Annotated in this window: 24 protein-coding genes; 12 read left to right on the top strand and 12 right to left on the bottom strand. The window is 58.9% G+C overall.

Annotation, left to right across the window (positions count from 1 at the left end; translation table 11 throughout):
* Nucleotides 1–24 precede the first annotated feature (24 nt).
* The 7 genes from BLP65_RS03655 to BLP65_RS03625 all read right to left on the bottom strand — a co-directional run bounded on the left by BLP65_RS03655 (nucleotide 25) and on the right by BLP65_RS03625 (nucleotide 7,379).
* A complete protein-coding gene (locus tag BLP65_RS03655) occupies nucleotides 25–1,350 on the bottom strand; it encodes a dihydrolipoyl dehydrogenase family protein (RefSeq protein WP_245688237.1) in 1,326 nt (441 codons plus the stop codon).
* Nucleotides 1,351–1,376: 26 nt separating this feature from the next.
* Nucleotides 1,377–1,751: an OsmC family protein gene (locus BLP65_RS03650; protein ID WP_092992725.1), complete on the bottom strand. Its 375-nt coding sequence runs from the start codon at nucleotides 1,749–1,751 to the stop codon at nucleotides 1,377–1,379.
* Between the two features lie 24 nt (nucleotides 1,752–1,775).
* A complete protein-coding gene (locus BLP65_RS03645; protein WP_092992723.1) occupies nucleotides 1,776–2,147 on the bottom strand; it encodes a hypothetical protein in 372 nt (123 codons plus the stop codon).
* A 130-nt stretch (nucleotides 2,148–2,277) separates the two neighbouring features.
* Complete coding sequence (locus BLP65_RS03640; protein ID WP_092992721.1) at nucleotides 2,278–3,180, bottom strand: CoB--CoM heterodisulfide reductase iron-sulfur subunit B family protein; 903 nt, start codon at nucleotides 3,178–3,180, stop codon at nucleotides 2,278–2,280.
* Nucleotides 3,181–3,184: 4 nt separating this feature from the next.
* On the bottom strand, nucleotides 3,185–3,820 hold the full coding sequence (locus BLP65_RS03635; protein ID WP_092992719.1) for a 4Fe-4S dicluster domain-containing protein: 636 nt from the start codon (nucleotides 3,818–3,820) through the stop codon (nucleotides 3,185–3,187).
* Between the two features lie 13 nt (nucleotides 3,821–3,833).
* Nucleotides 3,834–6,089, bottom strand: coding sequence for a hydrogenase iron-sulfur subunit (locus BLP65_RS03630; protein WP_092992717.1), 2,256 nt, complete (start codon nucleotides 6,087–6,089; stop codon nucleotides 3,834–3,836).
* 3 nt (nucleotides 6,090–6,092) lie between these two features.
* Nucleotides 6,093–7,379 carry a CoB--CoM heterodisulfide reductase iron-sulfur subunit A family protein gene (locus tag BLP65_RS03625; protein ID WP_092992715.1) on the bottom strand — a complete coding sequence of 429 codons (1,287 nt, stop codon included), beginning with the start codon at nucleotides 7,377–7,379 and terminating at the stop codon, nucleotides 6,093–6,095.
* A gap of 400 nt (nucleotides 7,380–7,779) precedes the next feature.
* Here BLP65_RS03625 and BLP65_RS03620 point away from each other — a divergent pair, with 400 nt between their 5' ends.
* Together BLP65_RS03620 and BLP65_RS03615 are read left to right on the top strand one after the other, a co-directional pair.
* Nucleotides 7,780–8,592: a CbbQ/NirQ/NorQ/GpvN family protein gene (locus BLP65_RS03620; RefSeq protein WP_092992714.1), complete on the top strand. Its 813-nt coding sequence runs from the start codon at nucleotides 7,780–7,782 to the stop codon at nucleotides 8,590–8,592.
* A 163-nt stretch (nucleotides 8,593–8,755) separates the two neighbouring features.
* Entirely contained in the window at nucleotides 8,756–10,876 is a 2,121-nt protein-coding gene (locus BLP65_RS03615; RefSeq protein WP_092992712.1) for a nitric oxide reductase activation protein NorD, read from the top strand.
* A gap of 665 nt (nucleotides 10,877–11,541) precedes the next feature.
* Here BLP65_RS03615 and BLP65_RS03610 read toward each other — a convergent pair.
* From BLP65_RS03610 to BLP65_RS03590, 5 genes are all read right to left on the bottom strand, one after another.
* A complete protein-coding gene (locus BLP65_RS03610; RefSeq protein WP_092992710.1) occupies nucleotides 11,542–11,994 on the bottom strand; it encodes a ligand-binding protein SH3 in 453 nt (150 codons plus the stop codon).
* 692 nt (nucleotides 11,995–12,686) lie between these two features.
* The gene (locus BLP65_RS03605) at nucleotides 12,687–14,069 is read right to left on the bottom strand and encodes a DegQ family serine endoprotease (protein ID WP_399350919.1); all 1,383 of its coding nucleotides are present in this window, start codon (nucleotides 14,067–14,069) and stop codon (nucleotides 12,687–12,689) included.
* Between the two features lie 404 nt (nucleotides 14,070–14,473).
* Nucleotides 14,474–14,797 carry a chaperone modulator CbpM gene (locus BLP65_RS03600; RefSeq protein WP_092992706.1) on the bottom strand — a complete coding sequence of 108 codons (324 nt, stop codon included), beginning with the start codon at nucleotides 14,795–14,797 and terminating at the stop codon, nucleotides 14,474–14,476.
* Between the two features lie 4 nt (nucleotides 14,798–14,801).
* The gene (locus BLP65_RS03595) at nucleotides 14,802–15,779 is read right to left on the bottom strand and encodes a DnaJ C-terminal domain-containing protein (protein ID WP_092992704.1); all 978 of its coding nucleotides are present in this window, start codon (nucleotides 15,777–15,779) and stop codon (nucleotides 14,802–14,804) included.
* A 74-nt stretch (nucleotides 15,780–15,853) separates the two neighbouring features.
* Nucleotides 15,854–16,285 (bottom strand): Hsp20/alpha crystallin family protein, encoded by a 432-nt coding sequence (locus tag BLP65_RS03590; protein WP_092992703.1) that lies wholly within the window; start codon nucleotides 16,283–16,285, stop codon nucleotides 15,854–15,856.
* Between the two features lie 470 nt (nucleotides 16,286–16,755).
* On the opposite strand from BLP65_RS03590, the gene BLP65_RS03585 reads away from it, so the two are divergent.
* The 10 genes from BLP65_RS03585 to BLP65_RS03540 all read left to right on the top strand — a co-directional run bounded on the left by BLP65_RS03585 (nucleotide 16,756) and on the right by BLP65_RS03540 (nucleotide 24,630).
* Complete coding sequence (locus BLP65_RS03585; RefSeq protein ID WP_092992701.1) at nucleotides 16,756–18,915, top strand: adenosylcobalamin-dependent ribonucleoside-diphosphate reductase; 2,160 nt, start codon at nucleotides 16,756–16,758, stop codon at nucleotides 18,913–18,915.
* The gene (locus BLP65_RS03580) at nucleotides 18,902–19,123 is read left to right on the top strand and encodes a hypothetical protein (protein ID WP_092992699.1); all 222 of its coding nucleotides are present in this window, start codon (nucleotides 18,902–18,904) and stop codon (nucleotides 19,121–19,123) included. Before BLP65_RS03585 ends, BLP65_RS03580 begins: the two co-directional genes overlap by 14 nt.
* 233 nt (nucleotides 19,124–19,356) lie before the next feature.
* A complete protein-coding gene (locus BLP65_RS03575; RefSeq protein WP_092992697.1) occupies nucleotides 19,357–20,061 on the top strand; it encodes a TSCPD domain-containing protein in 705 nt (234 codons plus the stop codon).
* A 252-nt stretch (nucleotides 20,062–20,313) separates the two neighbouring features.
* Nucleotides 20,314–20,796, top strand: a complete 483-nt coding sequence (locus tag BLP65_RS03570; protein WP_092992695.1) for a GNAT family N-acetyltransferase — start codon at nucleotides 20,314–20,316, stop codon at nucleotides 20,794–20,796.
* Between the two features lie 218 nt (nucleotides 20,797–21,014).
* A complete protein-coding gene (locus BLP65_RS03565) occupies nucleotides 21,015–21,545 on the top strand; it encodes a tetratricopeptide repeat protein (protein WP_092992693.1) in 531 nt (176 codons plus the stop codon).
* Between the two features lie 131 nt (nucleotides 21,546–21,676).
* Nucleotides 21,677–22,201, top strand: coding sequence for a hypothetical protein (locus BLP65_RS16600; RefSeq protein ID WP_139181409.1), 525 nt, complete (start codon nucleotides 21,677–21,679; stop codon nucleotides 22,199–22,201).
* 429 nt (nucleotides 22,202–22,630) lie between these two features.
* On the top strand, nucleotides 22,631–23,134 hold the full coding sequence (locus tag BLP65_RS03555; protein ID WP_092992689.1) for a hypothetical protein: 504 nt from the start codon (nucleotides 22,631–22,633) through the stop codon (nucleotides 23,132–23,134).
* A gap of 29 nt (nucleotides 23,135–23,163) precedes the next feature.
* Nucleotides 23,164–23,700, top strand: coding sequence for a hypothetical protein (locus BLP65_RS03550; protein ID WP_092992687.1), 537 nt, complete (start codon nucleotides 23,164–23,166; stop codon nucleotides 23,698–23,700).
* A 77-nt stretch (nucleotides 23,701–23,777) separates the two neighbouring features.
* Nucleotides 23,778–24,218: a hypothetical protein gene (locus BLP65_RS03545; protein WP_092992685.1), complete on the top strand. Its 441-nt coding sequence runs from the start codon at nucleotides 23,778–23,780 to the stop codon at nucleotides 24,216–24,218.
* Nucleotides 24,219–24,261: 43 nt separating this feature from the next.
* Nucleotides 24,262–24,630 carry a hypothetical protein gene (locus BLP65_RS03540; protein WP_139181408.1) on the top strand — a complete coding sequence of 123 codons (369 nt, stop codon included), beginning with the start codon at nucleotides 24,262–24,264 and terminating at the stop codon, nucleotides 24,628–24,630.
* Nucleotides 24,631–24,645 lie beyond the last annotated feature (15 nt).

Genomic DNA, 24,645 nt, shown 5'->3' with positions numbered 1-24,645 from the left:
TGCCTGCCGTTTCTCCACAGCCTGCTAGACCAACGAACGGATGGTGTAGGTCGGCGTCGGGTAGACATAGAGCATCTCGCCGAGGTCGTACCGCGTGAGGCCGTGGCGCTGGGCGAGGGCGAAAAGGTTGATCAGATTATCGGCATGGGGCATGTACAGGTGGGCTCCCAGCAGCCGGCCGCTATGTTTTTCGTAGAGCACTTTGGCCGTACCGGGTCCTTCCGCTTCGATACGCAGCAACCTCCAGTCGTCCATCACCTGAAAGACGGTGTCGTAAGCGATCCCCAGCCTATTGGCTTCGGTTTCCAGCAAGCCCACCTTGGCCAGTGGCGGGTCTGTGGAGACCGCCATCGGTACGCTCGAGTAGTCTGCTGACGAGCGCGGCCCGTGCAAAAAGTGGTCCGCTGCCAGGCGCCCTTCGTAGCCGGAGACCGACGTCAGCGGCATCCGACCGTGGGCATCGCCCGCGGCCCAGACGCAGGCATTGGTGGTGCAAAGATAGTCATCGACTTTGAGCCGTGAGTCTTCCGTTTCGATTCCCGCCGCTTCCAGCGCGAGGTTCTCAATCGACGGGATCCGGCCGGCGGCATTCAGTACATACCCGACCCGCAGTGGCTCACCCCGGTTGACGATCACACGATATCCGTCCGGTACGGTCTCAATGGAGGTGGCTTCCGTCTCGAAATGAAAGCGCATGCCTAGCGCGTCACTATCGGCGAGCAGACGATAGACGAGATCGGCGTCCATTGCCGTGAGCAGTGCATTTCCCCGAATCAGAAGATGCACACGGACACCGAGTCGGGCGAAGAGCTGACCGAGTTCCATGGCAACCACTCCTCCGCCGATCACCGCTATCGACTCCGGCAACTGGCGAAGGTCGAGAGCATCGGCGGAGGTCTTGAGGTGCTCGAAGCCTTGCAGTGTCAGCGGGCGGGGGTGCGAACCCGTGGCAATCAGTGCGCCGTCAAAACTGATCTCCTGCCCCTGTATCGAGACCACGTTCGGCGCTGTGAAGCGCGCGTACCCTTCCCGCAGTTCGACGTTCGGCATTGCTGCGAGTAACTTGCGCGTCTGCTCCGGTACCGGATCGGTAAAACCGTGCTTGCGGCTGATGACCCGGGACCAGGTCAGCTCGGGCTGCGCGGCAGCGAGCCCGTGTAGATCCGCCTCGCGGCAGCGCTGATAGATCGTGGATGCCCGCACGAGGACCTTTTTGGGGTCACAACCGGCCAGCGAAGAGAGTCCGCCGGGAGGCCCCGGATCGACGACGATGACCTGCTTGCCTGCCTCGGCCACGGTCCGCGCCGCTTCCAGACCCGCAGAACCGGCACCGAGCACGACAAAACCCACGTGTTCCAAGCCCTACCTCCGTTACGTTAGCGATCGACGCGGGTCTTTACCGTCGGGGGCTGAGCGAGCGTGTGGTGCAGAGCGCAGTGTTCCGCCGCCCGCTGGGCCGCCTCCAGCCGGTCCGCGGGGAGATCGGGCCAGACGATGCTCATATCGATATCCGAAACCCGCATCGGGTGTTCACTGTACTGCCACTGCAAACGGATGCGGATCCCTGCCGGATCCACCTGTAGATGCGCGGCGTAGGCGGTCAGCACCGAAAACGTGCAGAGTCCCAGTGAGGTGGCGAACAGTTGCAGAGCACTGAAGGGGGCTTCAGGATCTGTTGGTTCAACATCGAATCCCGCCTGATAGAGCTCCGTCAGTTCGATATCCGTTTCGGCGTACTGGATAACTTTCACGGGTCGGACAGGCTCCTGGCGCTGCTATTCGACTGTGATGGTGACGCTGTCTTCGACGCCCAGATCTGCGTGAGCACGGTTCAGAAGCGTTGCCCGGATCCGGTATCTTCCCGGCTCGAGTTCCGCGAATTGATGGCTTCCTTCAGGCTCCTTCACCACCACCGGCGGCCGTCCCTCCAACTGTAGCTCAATGTAACGTGCCTTGAAGCCCAAGGTGGCCTTGTACTCGATCTCGACGGCCGTGCCGGGTGGCAATTTCTGGCCATCTACCGGTGAACTGATGCGCACGGAACTCTTCTCCGAAAGCTCGGAGGTCCTGACCACCCCGGGATCGGCTGCCAGCGGCAGGATAAAGAAAAGAAGCGTTAAGGCAGCATGGGAAGGGTGTGGTGCCATCGGGGTTCCTTTGTGGGAGAAGAGCAACAACTAACTGAGTAGTACAACAAGGCTCTTCAAGCAAAGGAGTAAAAAAAACGCCCCCTTGCGGGGGCGTTGAACGTCTTCATTTTTGGTTCGTATTTATTGTTTACTTTTTGGTAACGTCTTCCAGCTGTTTGGCGGGAATGATCTGTCCGTCCAGTGCCGACTCCTTCGCCGACTTGCCATAGGCCACCGAGATGAGCTGACTGTAGTAGACGACCGGCATCTCGAATTTGGTCTTGAACGTCTTGTTGATCTCCTTCTGGTAGGACTCGACGTTCATCTGGCACAGCGGACACGGTGTGACGATCATGTCGGCGCCGCCATCGTAGGCCGCCTCGATGATGTCCTTGACCAACGCGTGGCCTTTTTCCGGTTCGGAAAACATCAGCGCGCCGGAGCAGCAGGCCACCTTCTTGTCATAGCGGTCCACCGCCTGCGCTCCCATGCTCTCGATCATGTGGTCGAGGTACTTGGGATTTTCGAAGGACTCGCCGGCGATACCGAACGGGCGGTTGGTCTGACAACCCACGTAGCCGGCAATCTTGATGCCCTCCAGCGGCTTCTGAACACCACTGGCCAGCTCGTCGAACCCGATGTCCTCGATGAGCGCCTCGACCATGTGCCGGGCCTTGGGCTGCTGGCCTTCGATCTTCAGGCCAATTTCGTCCAGTGCCGCATTGACGCCTTCGCGCACCTTGTCATTCTCTTCGATGCGTTCCTGTGCTTCGCGGGTGGAGAGCCAGCAGGCGGCGCAGGTGGCGATCATGTCCTGGTCCGGGTTCTGCTGCGCCGAGAGCGCCACGTTACGCGCCGAAAGCGCGATACGCGGGACCTCGCCGCCGCCGGCATAGCCGATGGAGGCGCCGCAGCAGTTCCAGTCGTCGATTTCGTTCAGCTTGATATCGAGCGCATCGCACATCGAATACGTGGAGCGCAGATAATTGTCGGCCGACGCCTTCTTCTGCGACGAGCAGCCGGGATAGAAGGAGTATTCTTTCTTCGCCATCGGGTTAACCCTCCTTCCCGTCGAACCGGGTGATTTGCTGGTCCTCGAATTCCTGCGCTTTCTTCAGCATCTTCTGGATACCGCTGGTGTCCTTGCACTTGTGGCCACCGAAGTACTCCATTGCGTTCATTCGCTGGGTCTTCATCATGGCCATACCCAGTTCCCGACCCGCCATGGCGTTCTTCACACCCTGCGCGAAGCCGTCCTTGAAGTAGAGGCCCACGCCTATCTTCAACTCGTTGACCCGGCCGGTTTTGGACAGCGAATCCCAGAACATCTGCCCGAACTCGGCCGTGGGCTGCTTTTTCGGCACCAGGTTCAACCGCTTCGCATAGGTGGCGAGGCCGTGCATGATGTGGGTGATCGGCAGACCGCGCGGGCAGCGTGCCATGCAGTTGTAGCAGGAGGTACACATCCACATGGAATCGGACTTGAGCACTGCCTCGCGCTCATTCGCCCGGATCATCATGAAGAGCTCCTGCGGTGGGTGCTCCCAGTGAGGGCCGAGCGGGCAGGAGCCCGAACAGACACCGCACTGCATGCACATCTTGACCCAGTGCCCTTCCTCGACGTTGGCCTCGACCTCCTTGAGGAAGCTGCTCCGATACTTCTCGATCATCGCCTGATTGAGGTTGCTCATTGATGACGACTCCCTAGAACTTGAACGGGCTCATGCCGATTTCATCGACGATCATTTTATCCATGTCGTTGATGAGTTTCGGTATGCGCTGGATGTCGGCGATCGACACTTCGTAGGTCTGAACACGCTCTTTTTCGAGATTGAGCTGGTTCAGCGTGTCGTCGATCTTGCTCATGCGGTAGTGAGCCATTTCAGACCCTTTGACGAAGTGGCACTGGTAGTTGTCGCCCTTCTGACAGCCCATCAGCATCACGCCGTCATAGCCGCTGTTGAGGGCGTCGGTGATCCAGATGGTGTTCACCGAACCGAGGCAGCGGACCGGAATGATACGGGCCCAGGGGCTGATCTCCTCGCGGTTCATGCCGGCCATGTCCAGCGCCGGATAGGCGTCGTTTTCGCAGGCAAGAACCAGGATGCGCGGCTTCTCGTCGAATTCGTCGGGGATGTCGACGTTCTTCAACTGCTGGCCAACGGTCTCCACCGAGTAGTTCTCGAACGAGATTACGCGTACCGGGCAGGCGCCCATGCAGGTGCCGCAGCGGCGGCAGCGTGCCTCGTTGTACTGCGGGTAACCCTTCTCGTCCTCGTCGATGGCGCCAAACGGGCACTCCACCGTGCAGCGTTTGCACTGTGTGCAGCCTTCCTTGCGGAAGCTCGGGAACGACAGGTCGCCGGAACGCGGGTGGGCGGCACGGCCCTGCGCGGCATTCTCACAGGCCTGAATCGCCTTCATGGTAGCCCCGGTGGCGTCTTCGATCGCCTGGGCGGTATCCATCGGACGACGCACCGGGCCGGCGGTGTAGATGCCGGTACGACGGGTCTCGTACGGGAAGCAGATGAAGTGCGAGTCGGTGAAGCCGTGCTTCAGGTGCGGGACATCGGTACCCTGCCGGTAAGACAGGTTGAGAATCGAGTCCGGCGCCTTGGCCAGCTCGGCCTCCAGCTTGATGACCTTCTCCTCCTCGCCCTCTTTCTTCTTGGCCTCATCCAGTTCCAGCTGCAGGTACGGGTTGGGGCCGCTGGCCGGCACCATGCCGGTAGCGAGCACCACCATATCGGCACTGGCGGCGGCCTCTTCATCGAGGATCAGGTCCTTGAAGTTGACCTTGAGATCGCCGCTGGTATCGACCGAGGTGCATTTGCCCTTGGAGAAGGCGACACCCTTCTCCTGTCCGGCACGGTAAAAGTCCTCGCCCGTTGCACCCGGGGTACGCAGGTCATCGAACAGGATGGTGGCATCGCCACCGGCATCCTTTACGTACATGGCTTGCTTGATGGAGGTGGTGCAGCAGTGGCCGGAGCAGTAGTTCAGGTGACCCGGCTCATCGGAACGCTGGCCCGCGCACTGCACGAAGACCACATTGCTGACTTCCTTGCCGTCCGACGGACGCTTGATGGTGCCGCCGTTTGCAGCCTTGGCCAGCTCCTCGAAGCCCACCTGGTCGACCACGTCGGGGCTCTTGCCGCCGCCGAGATTGTCGAGCTGAGTGATGTCGTAGCGGCGGAACCCGGTGGCCTGGACGATGGCACCGATTTCAATGCTGTTGGTGGAGCCGCTTTCGGTGGCCAGTTCCGCCTTGAAACGTCCCGGCGCGCCCTCGGTACCGGCGACCGTGGTGTTCAGGTGGACGGTGATGTTGTCACTGGCGTTGACCGCCTCGATAAGCTCACCGATTTCGGAATCCACATAGCCCTGCAGGCCGTTCTTGCGGGGCACGCTCTTGTAGAGCTTGCCGACCTGCCCGCCGAGCTCACCACTTTTCTCTACCAGGTCGACCTTGTAGCCGGCCTTGGCCGCTTCGATCGCCGAAGTGAGGCCGGAGATACCGCCGCCAACCACCATCAGGTGGCGGTTGAGACTCTGCTCGCCGGAGCTTTCCGGAAGCTTCATGTGTTTGACTTCGGCGCAGGCCATGCGCACGTAGTCGTCGGCCATCTCCTGTGTGGTTTCCCGGACCTCATCGTTATCCGGACGGACCCAGATGACGCCTTCACGCAGATTGGCCCGGCTCATGGCTACGCCATCGAAACGGAATGCGTCGGTCTTGGCGCGGCGCGAGCAGGCGGCGATGACCACCTTGTTCACGCCCTCGTTGTCGATGTCGTCCTGAATCATCTTCACGCCTTCGGCGGAGCAGAGGAATTCATGCTCCTTGGCCTCATTGGCCTTGCCGTCGCGCTTGGCGATGGTGGCGAGCTGAGATGTGTCGAGGCGCTCGCCCAGGCCGCAGCCCTGGCAAATATAGGCTCCAGTTTTGTTCTCAGACACTGCTTAACCCTCCTGACCTGCAACTCGATTGACCACCTGAATGGCACGCAGCGCGGCCGCGGTGGCATTCTGGGTGGCGCGGTTGACATCCAGCGCGTCGGAAGAGCATCCGGCGCCGAAGATGCCGCCATTGGCGGGGTCGAAATCGATGAAGTTGTGTTCGTTGATCGCCGTCCCCTCGGGGAAGACCCCGGTGGGTACATTCGATTCCATACCGATGGCCAGCACCACCAGGTCGTGCTCGTTGGCGTAGCGGTTATAGCCCTCGGTATCCACGCCGTTGAGGATCAGGTTGCCGTTGTCCTTGTTATCGACAATGTTGGCGACCTTGGACTTCACGAACGACACGTTCTCGTCTTCCTGTACCTTCTGGTAGAAGTCGTCGATACGGTCGATGGCGCGGATATCGATGTAGTAGATGGTGCTCTTGGCTTCATCACCGAACTGCTCGCGAACGTAGGTGGTCTGCTTCAGCGAGGCCATGCAGCAAATCCGGGAGCAGTGCTTCAGGTGATTCTTGTCGCGGGAGCCGGCACACTGGATGAAGGCGATGTTCTTCGGCTCTTTACCATCGGAAGGGCGCTGGATGCGGCCGCCGGTGGGGCCGAACGGGTCCATCATGCGCTCCAGTTCGACATTGGTAATGACGTTGTCGAAGCGATCGTAGCCGTAAGGCTGGATCTTGGCGGCATCGTAGGGCTTCCAGCCCGTGGCCCAGATCACCGAGCCAACGTTCAGCTCCATGTCCTGTTCCTGCATCTCCAGATCGACTGCATTGTATTTGCAGGCGTCCTTGGCCTTCTGCGCGTCGTCGGTGCCGATGATGCGCGGGTCGAGGACGTAACGCTGGGGATAGGCCATCCGCGAGGCCAGGTAGGCCCCCTTGCGTTTGCCGAGCCCGAAGTTGTGTTCGTCATCGAACTCCGCTTCCACCGCTTCACCGCACTCACCACACGCGGTGCAGTTTTCGTTGATGTAGCGGGGCGCAACCTTGACGGAGACGTTGTAGTTGCCTTCCTCACCCTTGATGTCGGTCACTTCCGCCATCGTGACCAGCCGGATGTTCCGGTTGGCCTTCAGACGGCGATACTGGATTTCCAGGCCGCAGGTGGGGATACAGAGTTTGGGAAAGTATTTATAGAGTTGACCAACCCGACCACCAACGGATGGCGACTTTTCCAGCAGGACCACCTGCTTGCCGCATTCGGCCGCCTCCAGGGCAGCCGTCAGGCCGCTGATGCCGCCACCCACGACCAGAATGGTCTGGTTGGTTGCGATTGCCTCAGACATTGATTTTCCTCCATCAAGGACGATGCTTTTTTGAGAACTCTACAGACCGTGGAGGTTCAAAGCGCGGGTCTGTCTGGTCCAGTCATGCCAAATCGGCTGGAGCTTTAGTCGGCTTACAAGTGGCTTTCAGCCGGACTTAAAACGGGTATGCCAACCTGAGTAGTGTCGCGGAACACGCGCAGTCAGTGTCCGCACCAACGCACGGTTCCGGCGCCGGACTTCGAGCCCGTCACGATACCGTGTTTGGCGCTAAATGCCCATTTTTTCGCATCGAATTTTCCAATAAGCGAATAGAATGTTTGTATGTTTTTCCGAAAATGTGATACTTGGCAGCCTTCCCTAAATAGTTAACCATAATGCTTGGTTTTTGCGACTGCAGATCAATTTCACGAGGTGACATGTGGCGGTGAATACGCTGAAGACCGAGGAGTATTTCGTTCAGGAAGAACCCTTTTACCATCCGGTGTCGGATGAAGTGACCGTATTCGAGGCGGCCTACCGGAATCATCTGCCGGTTCTCCTGAAAGGTCCGACCGGTTGCGGCAAGACCCGCTTTATGGAATACATGGCCTGGCGCCTCCAGCGGCCGCTGATTACCGTCTCCTGCCATGACGACCTGACCGCCACCGACCTGGTTGGTCGCTACCTGATCAAGGGTGGAGAAACGACCTGGGTGGACGGACCCCTGGCCCGCGCCGTACGCGCCGGAGCCATCTGCTATCTCGACGAGATCGTCGAGGCGCGCAAGGATACCATGGTGGTGATTCATCCTCTAGCCGACGATCGCCGGGTGCTGCCGATGGAGAAGCGCGGCGAGCTGATCGCCGCCGAAGACGCCTTCTGCCTCACCATCTCCTACAACCCCGGTTACCAGAGCGTCCTCAAGGACCTCAAGCAGAGTACCCGTCAGCGGTTTGTGGCCCTGGAGTTCGACTATCCGGGGTCGGACACCGAAACCGGGATCGTCGCCAGGGAGTCCGGCGTTGCGCCCGAGGTGGCCGCGCGGCTGGTGAAATTCGCAGGCATGACCCGCAACCTCAAGGGGAGCGGCCTCGAAGAGGGTGCCAGTACCCGCCTGCTGGTTCATGCCGGCAAGCTGATCGTCTCCGGCATCGACCCGGTCGTCGCCTGTCGCACCGGTATCGCCCAGGCGCTTACCGACGACCCGGAGATGATCATCGCCGTTAACGAGCTTTCCTCATCTGTATTTTAATGGGAGTAACCGCAAAGGACGCAAAGCCTGTTCTGGCAGGAGGCCCGCCCCGGGGCGATGCTGCAAAAGGTCAATCCCGGCGGGGGCACCCCTTTGGCCTGTGCAGCAAGTCGCGAAATTCCCTTGACGCGGTTTTCTTTGCGTCTTTGCGGTGAATATCTGTATGAAACCGAGACTTGGCATCGAAGAGATCACTGCCCGGCTGGATGAGCTGCTGGAGGTGGAGTTCAGTTTCCGGGACACATCGGAATCGGCCAGCTCCATTGCCGCACTCGATCGCCAGCGGCAGGACTTCATTCTCGATCTGGTCGCCCGTGTCGCCAGTACCAACGTCGAGATTGCCCATCGCCTCTCCGGTCACGCGGTTCGCGTGCTTGAGGCTACCGACGAGCGCATGGTCGAGGCCTGGGCCCTGCACGCCACCGACACCTATGATCGGTCCGGCCTTCGCCCGGGTCTTCAGGTGATTGTGGAGGTCGATCGTTTCATCAAGTTCGGGCGGGCCCGCGCCACCGGAGCGGTGCTGGAGGAAGCGGGCGGGGTGCTGCTGCACTTTGTCCACGGGCTCTCCGGGCGCCCCCTCAAGCTGGAGGAGGCGGATGAGGCCTATACCGACACCGAGACCCTCTATCTGCCGCCGGTACTGTCGCGACTTCCGGATTCGAAGGACAACTTCAGTCTTTACAAGGCGATTACCGCCATGCTGTGGGCTCAGACCCGGTTCGGTACCTTCAGGACCTCGGTCATCAATGCCCTGCGATCACACCCGTCTCCCGGCCCCCTGCTACGGCTCTACCATGCCTTGGAGACCGTGCGACTGGAAGGGTGCATCAGTCGCGAACTTCCCGGTTTGTGGCGCGAAATGCTCCGAATAAAGGATACTTTGGGTGAGGTTCGGCCGCTGGAGTGGGTCACTGTCAGTGAACAGCTGCTGCGGCCCGGTGCGGATTCCGCGGAGAGCCTTGCGCTGGCCTGCGAACAACTCGGCCGGCTGCCCGTACCCTCTCCCTTCAGTTATCAGGGCGTGCTGCATCTCGGGGAAGTGGCCGCGCGGACAGCCGAGCGGGTGGAGCGGGAAAAGGCCCTGTTTCGCGTCTCCCTGCGCGACCTGCTGGAGGAGAAATCGGAGGAGGAGAAGGCTGAAGCGGAACAGCAGCCCCCCCGGCGCTTTTCCAGCCTGCCACCTGAAGCATCGGAACAGGAGAGCCCGCTGGATACTGAACTGCTGCTGGACTCCGAGCCGATAGCGCCGCCCGAGCATATCCGCAACCTGATGAGCTCCATCATGCTCGATCTGGGCGAGATCCCGGATGAATACCTGGTGCCGGCAGGCCCCGGCGACTACGACCCGCGCCTGTTCGAGGATGAACACAAGGACCCTGATGAAGTATGGCTCGGCACCTATCACGAGGAGGGCGCCGATCTCTACAACGAGTGGGACTATCGCCGGCAGCACTACCGCAAGAATTGGTGCGTGGTGCGTGAAAAAACCGTGGAGCCGGTGGATGACGGTTTCGCGGGGCAGGCGCTGCAGAAGTACAGTGGCCTGGTGCGTCACCTGCGCAAGACCTTCGAGGCCATGCGCGACGAAGACCGGGTGGAAAAGCGTCAGCCGGATGGTGACGACATCGATCTCGACGCCCTGGTGGAGGCCCTTGCCGACGTCCGCAACGGGGTGGAGATGACCGAGCGTGTCTTCACCCGCCTGCACCGTACCGAGCGCAATATCGCAGTGGTGTTCATGGTCGACATGAGTGGCTCGACCCGGGGCTGGATCAACGATGCCGAAAGGGAGTCGCTTTTGCTGCTGTCCGAAGCCCTTCACACGCTCGGTGATCGCTTTGCGATCTACGGCTTCTCCGGCATGACCCGCAAGCGCTGTGAGATCTATCGGGTGAAGGGGTTCGAGGAACCCTATGGCCCCGAGGTGCAGCATCGTATCAGCGGCATCCGTCCCAAGGACTACACCCGCATGGGCTTTGCCATCCGTCACCTCTCGCGGATCCTTTCGGAGGTGGAGGCGAAGACCCGTATCCTGGTGACCCTCTCCGACGGCAAGCCGGATGACTATAGCGACTACCGCGGCGAGTACGGCATCGAAGACACCCGCCGTGCCCTCATCGAGGCGCATCGCGAGGGGATCCACTCCTACTGCATCACTATCGACACCGAAGGCCCCGAATACCTGCCGCACATGTACGGCCCCGTCGGCTACACGGTGGTCGACGACGTCCGCCGCCTGCCCTATCAGGTCGCCGATATCTACCGGCGTCTGACCACGTAGACGGCGAAGCCACAGAGAGCAAAGAGTACACAGAGACAATTTGAGCGAATCCAGGCGAACCACGGGGAACACGGGGCGCACGGGGAAGAAAAAAACTTGCCCCCGTTGTCATTGAGCACTACCCGCCGCTCCGCAGCCCCGAATCGATGATGAACTCTTAGCCGTCATTGCGAGGAGCCCCAGCGACGCGGCAATCTGGGGTTTTGGGAGCAGGAGATTACTTCGTCGCCGGGGCTCGGCTGTGGCATCCTCGAGAATAGGTTCCAGACATTCTCTACTACCGCCATCCATGGCGGCATGCGTCGCTCTACCACCTACATCCATGTAGGCGTCCTCGTAATGACAGCGGGGGCAAGTTCATCAGGAGGAGCCCCGGCGACGAAGTGATCTCTACCTTCGACCCCGAGATTACCGCGTCGCCGGGGCTCCTCCGAAGAACTTAACGATTCACCCCTTGAATTTCGAACCACGGGGAACACGGGGCGCACGGAGGAGAAAAAAACCGAACAAATTGTTTTACCCCGTGATCCCCGTGTACCCCGTGGTTACCCGTTCGTCGATGATTCGCAACTTCTGCCGACGAGCCAAAAAAAGAGGCGCCTTTCGGCGCCTCGAATAAGCCTCCGGGGGGAGAGGCTTCGGGGTATCGACCGATGGCGTCAGGGTTAGCCGACCGCGTACATCTGCTTGGCCTTCTGCGCTTCGCGTGCCTCTTCGGGAGAGTAGGCGGCACCGGACCAGAGCATTTCGTAGGCGATCTCCTCGTTGCCGTTCTCGCACAGCGCCAGCACATCCTTGAATAGCGGCTGGAAAGTATCGGACTTGTGCGACTCCTCATGCTCCTCGAAGGTGTTCCAGAAGGTGATGATGAGCGCCTCCTTGCCCTTCAGCGGACTCTCCACCGCCTGACCGGCCGTCGAGCCCTCATTGGAGATCGCACCACTGTTCAGTGCCACGAAGCCGCCGACGAAACCGGTTTCCGAGTGATAGGTCTTGACGTTCTCACAGAGCATAGCCACGCGCTCTTCGAGGTCCTCGACGCTGTATTCCGGCTTGAGGATTACGCGGTTGAGCGTCACCACACCGTTGTGGGGGAAGTTGTTAATCAGGCTTGCCATATCTGCACCTCCTGTCGGTTCCAGGTGAGAAGTAATTAATAACCGACTTATTTACTAATATATATGCCTCACAAGATTTGTCAACTATCCCCATAGATAAACTTTGGGCAAGTAGATGGTCGGCTGCATCCCTTAATGCCCGAATGGCAGAGTCGCCCGGCGCGTCCCATACACCACGGGGGACACAGGGCGCACGGGGGAGGATATGACCCGAAAACGGCGCAGCCCATCCACGGCCACCGAATCGTAGGGCGCATTCTGAAAATGCGCCGCGGCAATGCCTCCTTGAATTTTGAACCACGGGGGACACGGGGCACACGGGGAAGAAAATACCCTAAAAACTGGTTTTACCCCGTGGTCCCCGTGTACCCCGTGGTTACCCGCTCTTCATTGCTTCGGGTCTGCGCAGCAGGGAGATACGACTCGCAACAACTGAAGGAATGAATGCTGCCCCGGCTCAGTCCCATCCGCAGCACACCGGAGGTAGGGAGCATTCTCCAAATGCGCCGAGCCAATGCATCCTGAAGAACTCAACGATTCACGCCTCGAATTTTTGAACCACGGGGAACACGGGGCACACGGGGAAGAAAATACCCTAAAAACTGGTTTTACCCCGTGGTCCCCGTGGTTACCCGCTCTTCATTGCTTCGGGTCTGCGCAGCGGAGGATACGACGGACCGCTCCTGCGGCGGCTAGCGGATCAGCAGGTACAGCGCACCGTTCCCCCGGACGATATTCAACAGCAGGCTGTTGCTACCCTTCACGGCCCTCTCCAGTTCCTGAAGGTTGGTCACAGACTGGCGATTGGCCTGGGTGATCACGTCGCCGGGACGCAGACCGGCCTTCCAGGCAGCCTTGCTGCGGTCGACCTCGGTCACGAGTACCCCCTCCACCTTGCCGGCGAGCCTGGAACCCTCCGGTAGGTTGCCGAAACTGGCTCCCGCGAGCCGCGGGTGCAGCTTGCCGGCCTGGACCGCGGCGGTAGCGGGTTCCCGAATCACCGCTTCGAGGGTCCGGGTTTCGCCATTGCGGACCACCTTCAGGTTCACCCGCTGGTCAATCCGCAACAAGCCGATGGCGTTGCGGACATCGGTGGCACTGCGCACCGGCCGACCATTCACCGCCACCAATACATCGCCGGCCTGCAGCCCCGCCTTGGCCGCGGGGGAATCCGGTGCGACCCGGGTGACGACTGCCCCGGGCCGGTTCTCCAGCCCGAACGCCTGGGCCAACTCCGGGGTCAGATCCTGGGCCTGTGCACCCAGATGGCCGCGGCGGACCTCTCCGTATTCCACCAGCTGTTCGGTGATTTCTCGGGCCATGTTGATGGGGATGGCAAAGCCGATACCGATGTTGCCGCCGCTCTGGGAGAGGATGGCGGTGTTGATGCCCACCAGTTCGCCGCGCAGATTCACCAGGGCTCCGCCCGAATTGCCGGGGTTGATGGAGGCATCGGTCTGAATGAAGTCCTCGTACCCCTCGATCCCGAGCCCCGAGCGGGAGAGGGCGCTGACCATGCCGGAGGTCACCGTCTGTCCCAGTCCGAAGGGATTGCCGATGGCGACCACGAAATCTCCCACCCTGAGCTGGTCGGAATCGGCAAAGGGCAGGGCGGTGAGGCCATCCTGCTCCACCCGGAGTACGGCCAGATCCGAGTCCGGATCGGACCCGACCAGTTCGGCTTGAAGGGTCCGGCCGTCCTGGAGATTGACCGCGATCTCGACGGCGCGGGCGATGACGTGATGATTGGTGACTACATAGCCGTTTTCCGCATCGATGATCACGCCGGACCCGAGGCTCTGGGTGTAGCGTTCGCGTGGTTGTTCGGGGACGTCGAAAAAGTGCCGGAAGAAAGGGTCGGAAAACAGCGGATGCTGGCGCTGCGGGACCCGCGTGCGGGTAAAGATATTGACCACAGCGGGGACCGTACGCTCGATCATCGGAGCCAGTGTCGGTAACGGCTCGCCCTGGCTGTCGCTGGCAGGCAGTGCCGCCGTGACGCTCTGTGGAGTGGAAACAAATGCAAGCAGTACGGCGGTTGTGAATGCCGCCTGGAAGATTCTTTTCATATCCATCGCCTCAATGATCGACTTTGAGTTGGAATTCGCCGCGCCGGCCTGCCGTCGGCCGGCGGATCGGACCCGTTTGATGACACCGCAACTCCTTTGCGAGCCGTACCCGCCTGCTGCGCAGGTTCGAATCAATGAAGAACTGATAACCACGGGGTACACGGGGACCACGGGGAAAACACGTTTTTCGGGTTCTTTTCTCCCCCGTGCGCCCCGTGTTCCCCGTGGTTCGAAATCCAGGGGGTGAATCGTCAAGTTCTTCAGGAGTTCTTCTACATCCCCGTTAGGAAAAGGAGACAGCCGTCTGCGGCTGGAGTTCCCGGGTTTCACCACAAAAATGGCGAAAACGCCTAGGAGCCTGCCCGAGAATAGACTGACCTGCGTGACGGTCGCTATTCTCGGACAGGCTCCTACCGATCCTCGTACCGCTGCTCAAGGGCCCGGATGCGGTCGCGCAGTTCCCGGACCTCGTCCAACAGGTCCAGGGCCAGGGCGATGCCGGGCAGGTTGATCTCCATATCCTGCTGTAGCCGCCGTGCTGCCTGCACGCGCCGGACCGCGTTGGCAGAGAACGACCATCGCGTCGGTTCCTGGCCGGAAGGCTCGATGAGACCCTCATCGACGAGCTGGATGACGTATTCCGCGCTGACATCACAAGCCCGGCATAGCTCGCCGAAGCTCAGTCGGTCTTCCTCTTCCAGAATGGTGATAGTGAGGTCCTTGTGATGCGCCATCGTTTCACTCTCCCAGGTGTGCCCTCGGGTCGAACGGCATCTCCCGCGCCATTTTCTTGTAGAACTCCCGCTTGGCGTCGGTATCGGCAGGCGGGGTCATGATCTCGAGTACCACATACTGATCGCCCGGTGGTTTTCCCGGCATACCACGCCCGCGCAGGCGCAGCTTTTGACCGCTGCGGCTCCCCTCGGGGATGTTCATCCCCACCTTGCCACCGAGTGTCGGCACCTGCACTTTGGCGCCCAGTGCCGCTTCCCAGGGCGTGATCGGCAGATCGAGATGGAGGTCCTTTCCCTCCGGGCGATAGAGCGGATGGGGTTCGAAATGAACCTCCAGATAGAGGTCGCCCGCTTCGCCCCCCGCCATTCCCGGCGAGCCCTGTCTGGCCAGGCGAATCTGCCGTCCCTCGGTAACGCCCGGCGGGATGCGTACCCGCAGCGAGCGGGTCGTGGTCACGACGCGACCCTGCGGGTCGACCTGCGGACTATCCAGATGGATGAGCTTTTCACCGCCGTGGTAGGCGTCTTCCAGTCGGATGGTGACCTTGGCGTGATGATCCTCGCCGCGTGTGCGACGAAAGCCGCCGCGTGCTCCCCCGGGCCGCTGTCGGAAGCTGTCACCAAACGGGCTTCCGGCGCCAAACATGTTCTCGAAAAAGTCGGAGAAATCGCCCTCGCCACCTCTGCCGGCGCCGGTGAAGCCGCCGCCGGAGAATTCAAAGCCGGAATCCCAGCCGGGAGGGGGCCGGAAGTCCTGTCCCGACTGCCAGTCGCTACCGAGGCGGTCATAGGCGGCGCGCTTCTCCGGGTCCTTGAGCACCTCGTAGGCCTCACCCAGTTCCTTGAAGCGCTCCTCGGCATTCGCCTCCTTGCTGACGTCGGGATGGTATTTGCGCGCCAGCTTTCGGTACGCCCGTTTGATTTCATCCTGGGACGCGCCGCGTTCGACACCGAGGATTTTGTAGTAGTCCTTATATTGCATGGATACTGCGCTCTGGAGTGGTGAAAGCATAGGGCCGTGGCGGGCCGGGATTCCCCGGCACCGCCCGGCAGAGTCTAGCCCTCGACGGTAATCTTGCGGGGCTGGACCTTTTCGTGCTTGGGAATATGCACGATCAGAACGCCATTTTCGCACTTGGCCGATATTTTGTCCGTACTTGCCGTATCCGGCAGGGTGAAGCGACGAAAGAAGTTGCCGTAAGCGCGCTCCATCCGTTTATAGCCCTCGCGCGACTCCTTCTTCGAGGACTCGCGTTCGCCCTTGATGGTCAGCATCCCGCTTTCGGCATGGATCTCGATCTCCTTGGGATCCACGCCGGGGACATCCGCCGAGATGGTGAAGCTGTCCGGCTCCTCGCGGATATCCACTGCCGGCGCCCAGTCGCTGGTGGACATCGGGCTTTCACCTTCGCGGCCTTCATACATGCGGTCCATCTCGCGGCGGATCTGGTCCAGCATGTTCCACGGGTCGTACTGCGTCAGTGCCATGGTAGTCACCTCCTTGAACAACGGATAACGTCGGTTGCTCTCCAGATATAGGTATCGCCGATGGCGACTTCAAGCCCCTGTAAAAAGGGCGGGTTACGGGTGCTCGGATGGGTTTCCAGAGGTGCTGTGAAGGAGGTTAGCGAAGACTCACTCGGCGTGAAACGTGCCCTGGAACGCCAACATTAGCGACACAATATATTGGGTTTTGGTGGTCTTCCAAAAAACTATCAGTAAATAGCAGCACCTATCTTCCATTGCTATAGAAGAATCTTTGGAATGAATCACAAGCAATTGATTTTCAAGGTTTTACGTTATCCGGGCTTTGTGATGCGCCTGCACGCCTGCAGCAGTTGACACCCCCCTGAAGAAGTCCTAACCTACATCGTATTGCCACAATATCTTGTGGTTGACAATCAGTTGCCCAACTACCTCGCAGACACAACAAAAAAGGATTTAGGGGGAAACCACCTGTGACCAAGCCCGTACAGCTCAAGGCTGTCAAAAACACCCAAGTCACCGAAATACCCTTCCAGGCCGCCTCCCTCGACATCTGGGACAAGAAATACCGGCTGAAGACCAAGAGCGGCGAAGTGATCGACCAGGAGCTCGACGACACCTTCAAGCGGGTCGCCCACGCCCTCGCCGAGGTCGAAGAGAGCAATGCCAATAAAGAGCACTGGTACGAACGCTTCCTGTGGGCGCTGCGCCACGGCGCCATCCCGGCCGGCCGCATCACCTCCAATGCTGGCGCGTTGGCTTACAAACCGGCCACCTCCACCATCAACTGCACCGTTTCCGGGACCGTCCACGACTCCATGGACGACATCCTGCAGAAGGTGCACGAGGCGGGCCTGACGCTGAAAGCAGGCTGCGGCATCGGCTACGAATTCAGCACCCTGCGTCCCAAGGGTGCCTTCGTCGCCGGCGCCGGCGCCTACACCTCCGGTCCGCTCTCCTTCATGGATATCTACGACCGGATGTGTTTTACCGTCTCCTCCGCCGGCGGTCGCCGCGGTGCGCAGATGGCCACCTTTGATGTTGGCCACCCGGACGTTATGGACTTCATCCGCGCCAAGCGCGAGGATGGCCGGCTGCGCCAGTTCAACCTCTCGCTGCTGGTCACCGAAGAGTTCATGGAGGCCGTAAAGGCCGAAGCGGTCTGGAAACTCGCCTTCCCGCTCACCGCCAAGGAGGTCGAGATCGACGCCATCGATATCGAGGATCCGGAGCAGGTGGTATGGCGCGAATGGCCCACCAACGACGACTTCCTCACCAACGGTGAAGGCCTGGTGGCCTGCAAGGTCTACAAGAGCGTCCCGGCCCGCCGGCTGTGGGACCTGATCATGACCTCCACCTACGACTTCGCCGAGCCCGGGTTCATTCTCATCGACCAGTACAACGAGATGAACAACAACTGGTTCTGCGAGAACGTTCGGGCGACCAATCCATGCGGAGAACAGGGACTTCCGCCTTACGGTGCCTGTCTGCTCGGTTCGGTGAATCTCACCAAGTTCGTGCTCGACCCCTTCACCGACCAGGCCCGCTTCGACTGGGAGAGCTACCGCGAGGCGGTGAGCGTCTTCACCCGCATGCTCGACAACGTGGTGGAGATCAACGGCCTGCCGCTGCCCGAGCAGCGCGCCGAGATTGAAAGCAAGCGCCGTCACGGCATGGGCTATCTCGGCCTCGGCTCCACCCTGACCATGCTGCGCATGGAGTACGGTGACGAGAGTTCGCTGGAGTTCACCGAGCGGGTCACCCGCGAACTGGCCCTGACCGGCTGGCGTACCGGCGTCGAGCTGGCGAAAGAGAAGGGCCCTGCCCCGATCATGGAGCAGGAGTTCACGATCACCGCCGACATGCTGCGCCGCCGCCCGGAGTTGAAACGCGATGGCATCAAGGTAGGCGACAAACTGCCCGGCCGGGTCCTGCATGCGAAATACAGCCGCTACATGCAGCGTGTCGCCGAGGTGGATCCGGAACTGGTGGAAGCGATGGCCGAAACCGGCTGCCGCTTCACCCATCACAGCTCCATCGCCCCGACCGGGACCATCTCCCTCTCGCTGGCCAACAATGCCAGTAACGGCATCGAGCCCTCCTTCGCGCACAAATACTCGCGCAACATCATCCGCGAGGGGCGTAAGACCAAGGAGAAGGTGGACGTACTCTCGTTTGAGCTGCTCGCCTACCGCGAACTGATCAACCAGGCTGCCGACCCCTACGCCCAGGAGGACGACAAGAAGCTGCCCGACTACTTCATCACCGCCGAACAGGTGACGCCCAAGCAGCACGTCGACATCCAGGCCGCGGCCCAAAAGTGGATCGACTCCTCCATTTCCAAGACCGCCAACGTCCCCACGGAGTATCCATTCCAGGACTTCAAGGACATTTACCTGTACGCCTACGAAAAGGACCTGAAGGGCTGCACGACCTTCCGCTTCAACCCCGAAGCATTCCAGGGTGTACTGGTCCAGGACAAGGATCTGGAGGCCACCACCTACCGCTTCGAGCTCGAAAACGGCAAGACGATCGAGTTGAAGGGCAACGAAGAGGTGGAATACGACGGCGAAATGCACACCGCCGCGAATTTATATGACGCGTTGAAGGAGGGCTACTATGGCAAGTTCTAACTTCGAGATCACCCTGTCCCGCTTCCGGGCCCTGGATGGAAAAGAACTCGAAGTGGTGGGCTTCGCCGAGCGCGCGTCCGAAGAGCGCCCCGAATATGTGGTCGCCCGCCACCGCGACAACAAGCGTCGCATCGGCGTCTACGAAGACCGCACCGAGGCCGTCGATGCTTTGACATCGGACTTCGGCCCGCTTCGTCAATTTGCTTAACTCGGACCGGTAGGAGGGGCGCCCTCGCCGCGAATGCAGGACGGCTCGTCGCCCCAAACCCGGTAGGAGGGGCGCCCCCGCCGCGATAAACGCAGGAGGGGGCGCCCTACCGCAATCTAAAGCGAATGGCACGTCACCCAAACAGAACAGGTAGGAGCGGCGGAAGCCGCGATAAACACCCTAACGAATAAAAATTCCGACGAAACGCACCGTCGGGCGGAGGAAAAAGGAAGATGACCGTAAAAATCGAAACCAAAATCGTCAGCTATGGCGTCGTCAAACAGGAAGAGGAAAAGCCCGCTCCCAAGGTCGCTGAACCCAAGCAGGACGAAACCCACGCCAACGTCGTCCACCTCACCGAAGAGCTCGAGCGTCCCGAAATGCTGCTCGGTTCCACCTACAAGGTGAAGACGCCGCTCTCCGAGCATGCCCTGTACGTCACCATCAACGACATCATCCTCAACGCCGGCACCGACCACGAACTGCGCCGCCCCTTCGAGGTCTTCATCAACTCGAAGAACATGGATCACTTCCAGTGGATCGTCGCGCTCACCCGCATCATCTCCGCCGTGTTCCGAAAAGGCGGCGACGTCACCTTCTTGGTCGAAGAGCTCCGCTCCGTGTTCGACCCCAAAGGCGGCTACTTCAAGAAAGGCGGCAAATACATGCCCTCCCTGGTGGCCGAAATCGGCGACGCCATCGAATGCCACATGCGCATGATCGGCCTCATCAAGGACGAAGGCCTCGACGAACACCAGAAGGCCCTCATCGCCGCCAAGCGCAAAGAGTACGAAGGCGCCGTCAATAATGCCGAGGCCAAAGACCCGGGCGACTTCCCCGACGGCGCCCAGCTCTGCGGCAAGTGCCAGACCAAGGCCATGATTCAGATGGATGGGTGTTTGACCTGTTTGAATTGTGGGGATTCGAAGTGCGGCTAGTCAGGGTGCACTGAAAGGGACAACGGACTAAACGCTAAGACGCAGAGACGCTAAGGACGCGAAGATGGGTAGAGTTAGTTGGGACAAACTGAATTGATGAGAAGCCGGACTTCGCACCGAAGGTGTGGGGGTTCGGCTTTTTTTTCGGCTTTTGGCCGGAAAAGTGTGTGTTATATGGAATCCGTATAACACGGGAAAATGCGGATTCCGTATAAACCACTGTTAGCTTCTAGTAAGTTTAGGGAAATGTGAATGAATATAGAATTTCGTGATGCCGGGGCAAATGACTGCGAAGTAATCGGGTTGTTGGTGATGCAACTTACGAAAGAGATTTCCGAGCGCACGTCATCGCGACATTTTGATATCGATATCGATAACACCATAGGGCTTTGTCGAGCGTTATTGCTAGCAGGTCAATACAAGGCAATCCTTGCCTATGCAAAAGAACGTCCGATTGCCGTGGCTACGTTGGCTGAGACATTCGCTCTCTATGCAGGGGGTAAGATTGGAGTAGTTCAGGAGTTCTATGTTGATCCAGACTTCCGATCGAAAGGAGTAGGTCGAAGGTTGATCGACGAGATCCGGGATCTTGGCCGCAAGCACGGCTGCTCGTGCATCGAATTGACTTCGCCACCACTCCCAGAGTTCGAGCGTACATTGGGGTTTTATGAGCGGAACGGGCTGGCACCGGTTGGGGGACGCAAAATGCGACAGTATCTTGAGACTTTAGGCTAACAAACCGGTGAACCCGGAGGTTCGATGCGCTTCGCGGTCGGGTTCCTGGCGGCGCGGGTTACCGGAAGCGTCAGCGCGGGAAAGATAAGGAAATATTGGTGAGAATCTCGTGCTCTTACGCCAGTTACGTTGATTCAGCTTCCCCTGCCACCGGAAATATTAAGCGGGGGCTTTCAATCCGTCGTAGTCTCGTCCGCTTTCTTCTGACGATCACTCTAATGAGTGGCCCCGTCGGGGGTAGTGAAGCGAAGTTGCGCTACTGCGAGGCAGGCAAAATCGAAAATCGTCCGGCTCTGGCTGCCTGCTTCCGCACAGGGGAGTGCGAGGAGGCCATAAAAATACAACTCCAGCGGACCGAAGTCGGAGACGGGGCTGAAAGTCTTTTGCTAGGAGAGCTTTACATGAGGACGGGAGAAATCCAAAAAGCCGGTGAGCGACTTGGTGCCGCGGCCAAGAGCGGCTGCATTGAAGCGATGATGGTCTATGCACAGCTTTTACGGGATGGAAAAGGAGTCGATAAGAACCCCGAGCAGGCCGCGCATTGGTTTGGAGAGGCAGCTAAAGCGGGGGCGGGTACGGCAGCCAAGTTGCTTGGTTCGCTTTATCGCAATGGCGAAGGTGTCGCAAGGGACAAAGCAAAAGCTCTCGACTGGTTCTTGATTGGTGAGTGTCTTAAGAGTAGAAGCGTGAACAGGTCAGACGCCGCTGATTACGAATTCTGCTTGGAAACTGTCGAGTCAGAGAAGTGACCAAAAAACCTCCTGGGTATGAGCGGCTGTGGCAGAAAATGTGTTCGGCTAACTTTTTGCTTCACCCGACCGCGTGCCGCTAGGCGGCCCCCGTCGGGTGAGCTTGGACGTTATGACTCACAAGGAAAGAAATGAGAAAATATCAATTAAGCTGGATTTTAATTAGTGTTCTCTTTTGTGGTGCTGCAAATGCAGAAAGAACTCCAGGACCAGCTGCTAAAGAAGCAGGTGATCTCGGGCTTGTAATTGTTGCATCCGATACACCTAAATACATCGAAGAATGGCTATCTACACCTTCGAGCCATGGAGTAACGATAAACAGACTAAAGGTGGCAAAGCCTGATCAACTTATCGTAACGGCGTTCTTGGTTACAGGGATGTCAGCTAACGATGATGGTAATTATGAGTTCAGCGTCTCATTGTACATTCTTGACCCAAATGAAAAGCCAATCTTTGGGCGGCGTAATTATGCCAAGGGGAAAGGGAAGCTACCTTCTAAACCAATGCTGACAATGGCCGATTCTGCATTAGATCTCATATTTGAGGAAAGTGATCCAGAGGGAACTTATACAATAGTGGCTCAGGTTGTGGATTTAGTAAATGGAAAAAAAGCTAGTGATTCATATAGCATCAAATTTATCAAAGGTGAGTTATAGCAATGCGCTCCAGCCGATTCGTCGCCGCGATGCGGCTCCTCTTAGCTGAGCTTAGTCGTTAGAAGGGCAAAAAAATGGACTTGAAGCAACTAGAACAGGAAGCAGCTGCGGACGTCAGAAAGCATTATGGACGATTGAAAATTGTTCCATTGATCGTGGCGTATCAGTTGTGGGTGGTGGCCATATACCAGAGCTCGGGTTGGTTGTCCACTGTTGCTGCCAGCATGGTAACGGGGTGCTGGATTATTGGGTGGCCCCGCGGATTCCTCCGGAACGTAGCGCTCGTAATTGTCTTGGGGATTGTGGTACCGGTAATTCTGGCACCATCCGGAGTAGCCAAATGACCGTTCTAACAACAGCTTGGAGAGCGACCTCGGGAAGCGCTGTCGCGCTGCCATCGCCGCCTCAAGCTGGCCGTTAGGAGGCTCGATGCAACGCTTGGCGGTTTTACTCGGAGCGGTGGTTATCGGGAAAGCTGTGGCGCAAGGCTCCTTGGTACTCCCGTTTTGGGATGCCAGGGGCAATCAGTATTCCACGGAGACTTTTGGTTCCCAAATTCGCGACAAATTCCCGGGCGCTGAGCCTGCTCTCATGCTTGTTGTAACCGAATCGACTGAAACCCCGGAATTCAAAGAACAACTGTCAAATATCGCGGATATGGGACATCAGATTGAGGAAATTCAGCTGCTTATCGCGGTGGCGTCGGTGTCGCCCGCACCGCATGATGGTTATTGGCTTTCGGAGAAAGCAGCAAAGTCGCTACTGCCAGAAGGCAGAAGCTTCAAGCTGTTTTTCATCGGTGGCGCAGGGGAGGTTTGCTCGGAAACAGTGGAGCCCGCGAGTGCATCAGAAATCCGCCTCCTGACAATGAGCTGCACGCGACGCCGGGAAGCTTCGGCGCTTTTTTACACGCTCGGCGTGCGGCGCGCGTGAGCAAACCGTTATGCGATATGGAAAGACCAATGAGACGAGTGACTGTGCTGGTATATGCCTTGCTAGTACCTATCGTGTCCTTTGCCTCAGAGACATCTTCGGACTGTCTGGCTAGAAAGTACGGCAACTATGCACTGGCGAAGGAAAAATGGCAGAGGGCTGTTACAGAGCTTATCGTTGGGGTCGCGCCTGAGTACAAGGAAGTCGCGGAAATATATTTGCGTGACCAACTTAGAGCTATCGAACGGGCGAAAATCGCCGTGGAATTCTTGGCACGAGAAGAGCTGGAGCGACTGAGAATCGGAATGTCCCTCAATAACTGGCTTGCCCTTGATGAGTCTCTTCGGCAGAGGGTGGCAGCGAATGAACAAAGGTATGCGCGACTCCTCGAGTTACAGAAAGCCGCACTACGGCGCGCCCCGCACCCAGACGGGGACGGCCTCCGCCAATTGATGCGGTCTGAAATAGCAGCTTCGGATGAATATAGGGCGCTGCTAAAAACGTTTTCTAAAACTGTTCGAGAAATTGAAGATAGCCAATGCCAAAAGAGCATAACAAACCGGTGAACCCGACGCCGGAAGGTTACGTAGCATTACTCGAAAAACTTCATTGGCGGCGCGGGTTACCGGCAGCGTGAAAAGCTATGGAAAAGCTGTTTCGTACTCTGCTGGTAATTTCGCTCGTTTTGTACCTCGTTTGGGTGGGTAGTTTCTACTTCGCTCATTGGTTGTTCTCGCCGCAGGTAGCCAATGCGGTTGTTCATACCGGTGCGGAGTCATTGCTCCAAATGCCCGAGCCGTTGTTATGGATGCTGCCGGTGCTTTGGCTGATCGCGGCAATTGGGATGTGGCAGTTCGCCCAAGGAGCGCGGACATTCTATGTGGTACTTACGGCTTCGAGCCTTGTCGTTGCCGCGATTTCGGGCGTGCTGATTCAAAGTCCAGCCCAAACGGTATTAGCTGATGTGGTTTCGTTATGCGACGGTGCCATCATCGCGATGGCCTACCTCACGCGGTTGGATGCAAGGTTCAGAGGGGACGCTTCTAACATACCATTGCAACCGACCGCTGGAAGCGGCGGCTGAATGGGACGTTAGAGCAAAGAACATGAAGGGTAGGAAGCTAATATTGACCGCCATTTTCGTTCTCGGCCTGGTGGGTGGCCCGTCAGCGTTGGAGTCGGCCAGATCGGCCGTGCCGCCGATAGATTGGAATGCGATTCCGTTCGCGCTGATTGGGGCGATAGTTGGGATGCTTCTTGTCTTGGGGATGCAAATTGCAAGAAGAAACCCCAAACCAGCACGTGTCGCGATCCAGGCATTTGAGGGAATTTCCTCCGGCGTTCTCGGCGCAGGATTAAGCGCTCTTGTAGTGTCGGCATTGAAATACGGATGGCTGCCTTCGGGCGTCTTTTTTGCGGCCTTGGGAGCCGGCTTATTCGCGGGAGTGGCCTTGGCCGCTCTGCTGTTTCGCTGGAGGTACAGAGATGTGCTCTAACAAGCCCATCAACTC

The sequence above is a fragment of the Thiohalomonas denitrificans genome (genome assembly GCF_900102855.1).
Classification (GTDB): Bacteria; Pseudomonadota; Gammaproteobacteria; order Thiohalomonadales; family Thiohalomonadaceae; genus Thiohalomonas; species Thiohalomonas denitrificans.
The sequence above is the reverse complement of the archived record's forward strand: the minus strand, read 5'-3'. Positions and strand labels throughout refer to the sequence as shown.

Bases quoted from the DNA above. Each gene is read 5' to 3' on its own strand.
- BLP65_RS03645 (WP_092992723.1), bottom strand. From the start codon at position 2,147: ATGGCACCACACCCTTCCCATGCTGCCTTAACGCTTCTTTTCTTTATC.
- BLP65_RS03640 (WP_092992721.1), bottom strand. From the start codon at position 3,180: ATGGCGAAGAAAGAATACTCCTTCTATCCCGGCTGCTCGTCGCAGAAG.
- BLP65_RS03635 (WP_092992719.1), bottom strand. From the start codon at position 3,820: ATGAGCAACCTCAATCAGGCGATGATCGAGAAGTATCGGAGCAGCTTC.
- BLP65_RS03625 (WP_092992715.1), bottom strand. From the start codon at position 7,379: ATGTCTGAGGCAATCGCAACCAACCAGACCATTCTGGTCGTGGGTGGC.
- BLP65_RS03615 (WP_092992712.1), top strand. From the start codon at position 8,756: ATGAAACCGAGACTTGGCATCGAAGAGATCACTGCCCGGCTGGATGAG.
- BLP65_RS03610 (WP_092992710.1), bottom strand. From the start codon at position 11,994: ATGGCAAGCCTGATTAACAACTTCCCCCACAACGGTGTGGTGACGCTC.
- BLP65_RS03605 (WP_399350919.1), bottom strand. From the start codon at position 14,069: ATGGATATGAAAAGAATCTTCCAGGCGGCATTCACAACCGCCGTACTG.
- BLP65_RS03600 (WP_092992706.1), bottom strand. From the start codon at position 14,797: ATGGCGCATCACAAGGACCTCACTATCACCATTCTGGAAGAGGAAGAC.
- BLP65_RS03595 (WP_092992704.1), bottom strand. From the start codon at position 15,779: ATGCAATATAAGGACTACTACAAAATCCTCGGTGTCGAACGCGGCGCG.
- BLP65_RS03590 (WP_092992703.1), bottom strand. From the start codon at position 16,285: ATGGCACTGACGCAGTACGACCCGTGGAACATGCTGGACCAGATCCGC.
- BLP65_RS03580 (WP_092992699.1), top strand. From the start codon at position 18,902: ATGGCAAGTTCTAACTTCGAGATCACCCTGTCCCGCTTCCGGGCCCTG.
- BLP65_RS03575 (WP_092992697.1), top strand. From the start codon at position 19,357: ATGACCGTAAAAATCGAAACCAAAATCGTCAGCTATGGCGTCGTCAAA.
- BLP65_RS03570 (WP_092992695.1), top strand. From the start codon at position 20,314: ATGAATATAGAATTTCGTGATGCCGGGGCAAATGACTGCGAAGTAATC.
- BLP65_RS03565 (WP_092992693.1), top strand. From the start codon at position 21,015: ATGAGTGGCCCCGTCGGGGGTAGTGAAGCGAAGTTGCGCTACTGCGAG.
- BLP65_RS16600 (WP_139181409.1), top strand. From the start codon at position 21,677: ATGAGAAAATATCAATTAAGCTGGATTTTAATTAGTGTTCTCTTTTGT.
- BLP65_RS03555 (WP_092992689.1), top strand. From the start codon at position 22,631: ATGCAACGCTTGGCGGTTTTACTCGGAGCGGTGGTTATCGGGAAAGCT.
- BLP65_RS03550 (WP_092992687.1), top strand. From the start codon at position 23,164: ATGAGACGAGTGACTGTGCTGGTATATGCCTTGCTAGTACCTATCGTG.
- BLP65_RS03545 (WP_092992685.1), top strand. From the start codon at position 23,778: ATGGAAAAGCTGTTTCGTACTCTGCTGGTAATTTCGCTCGTTTTGTAC.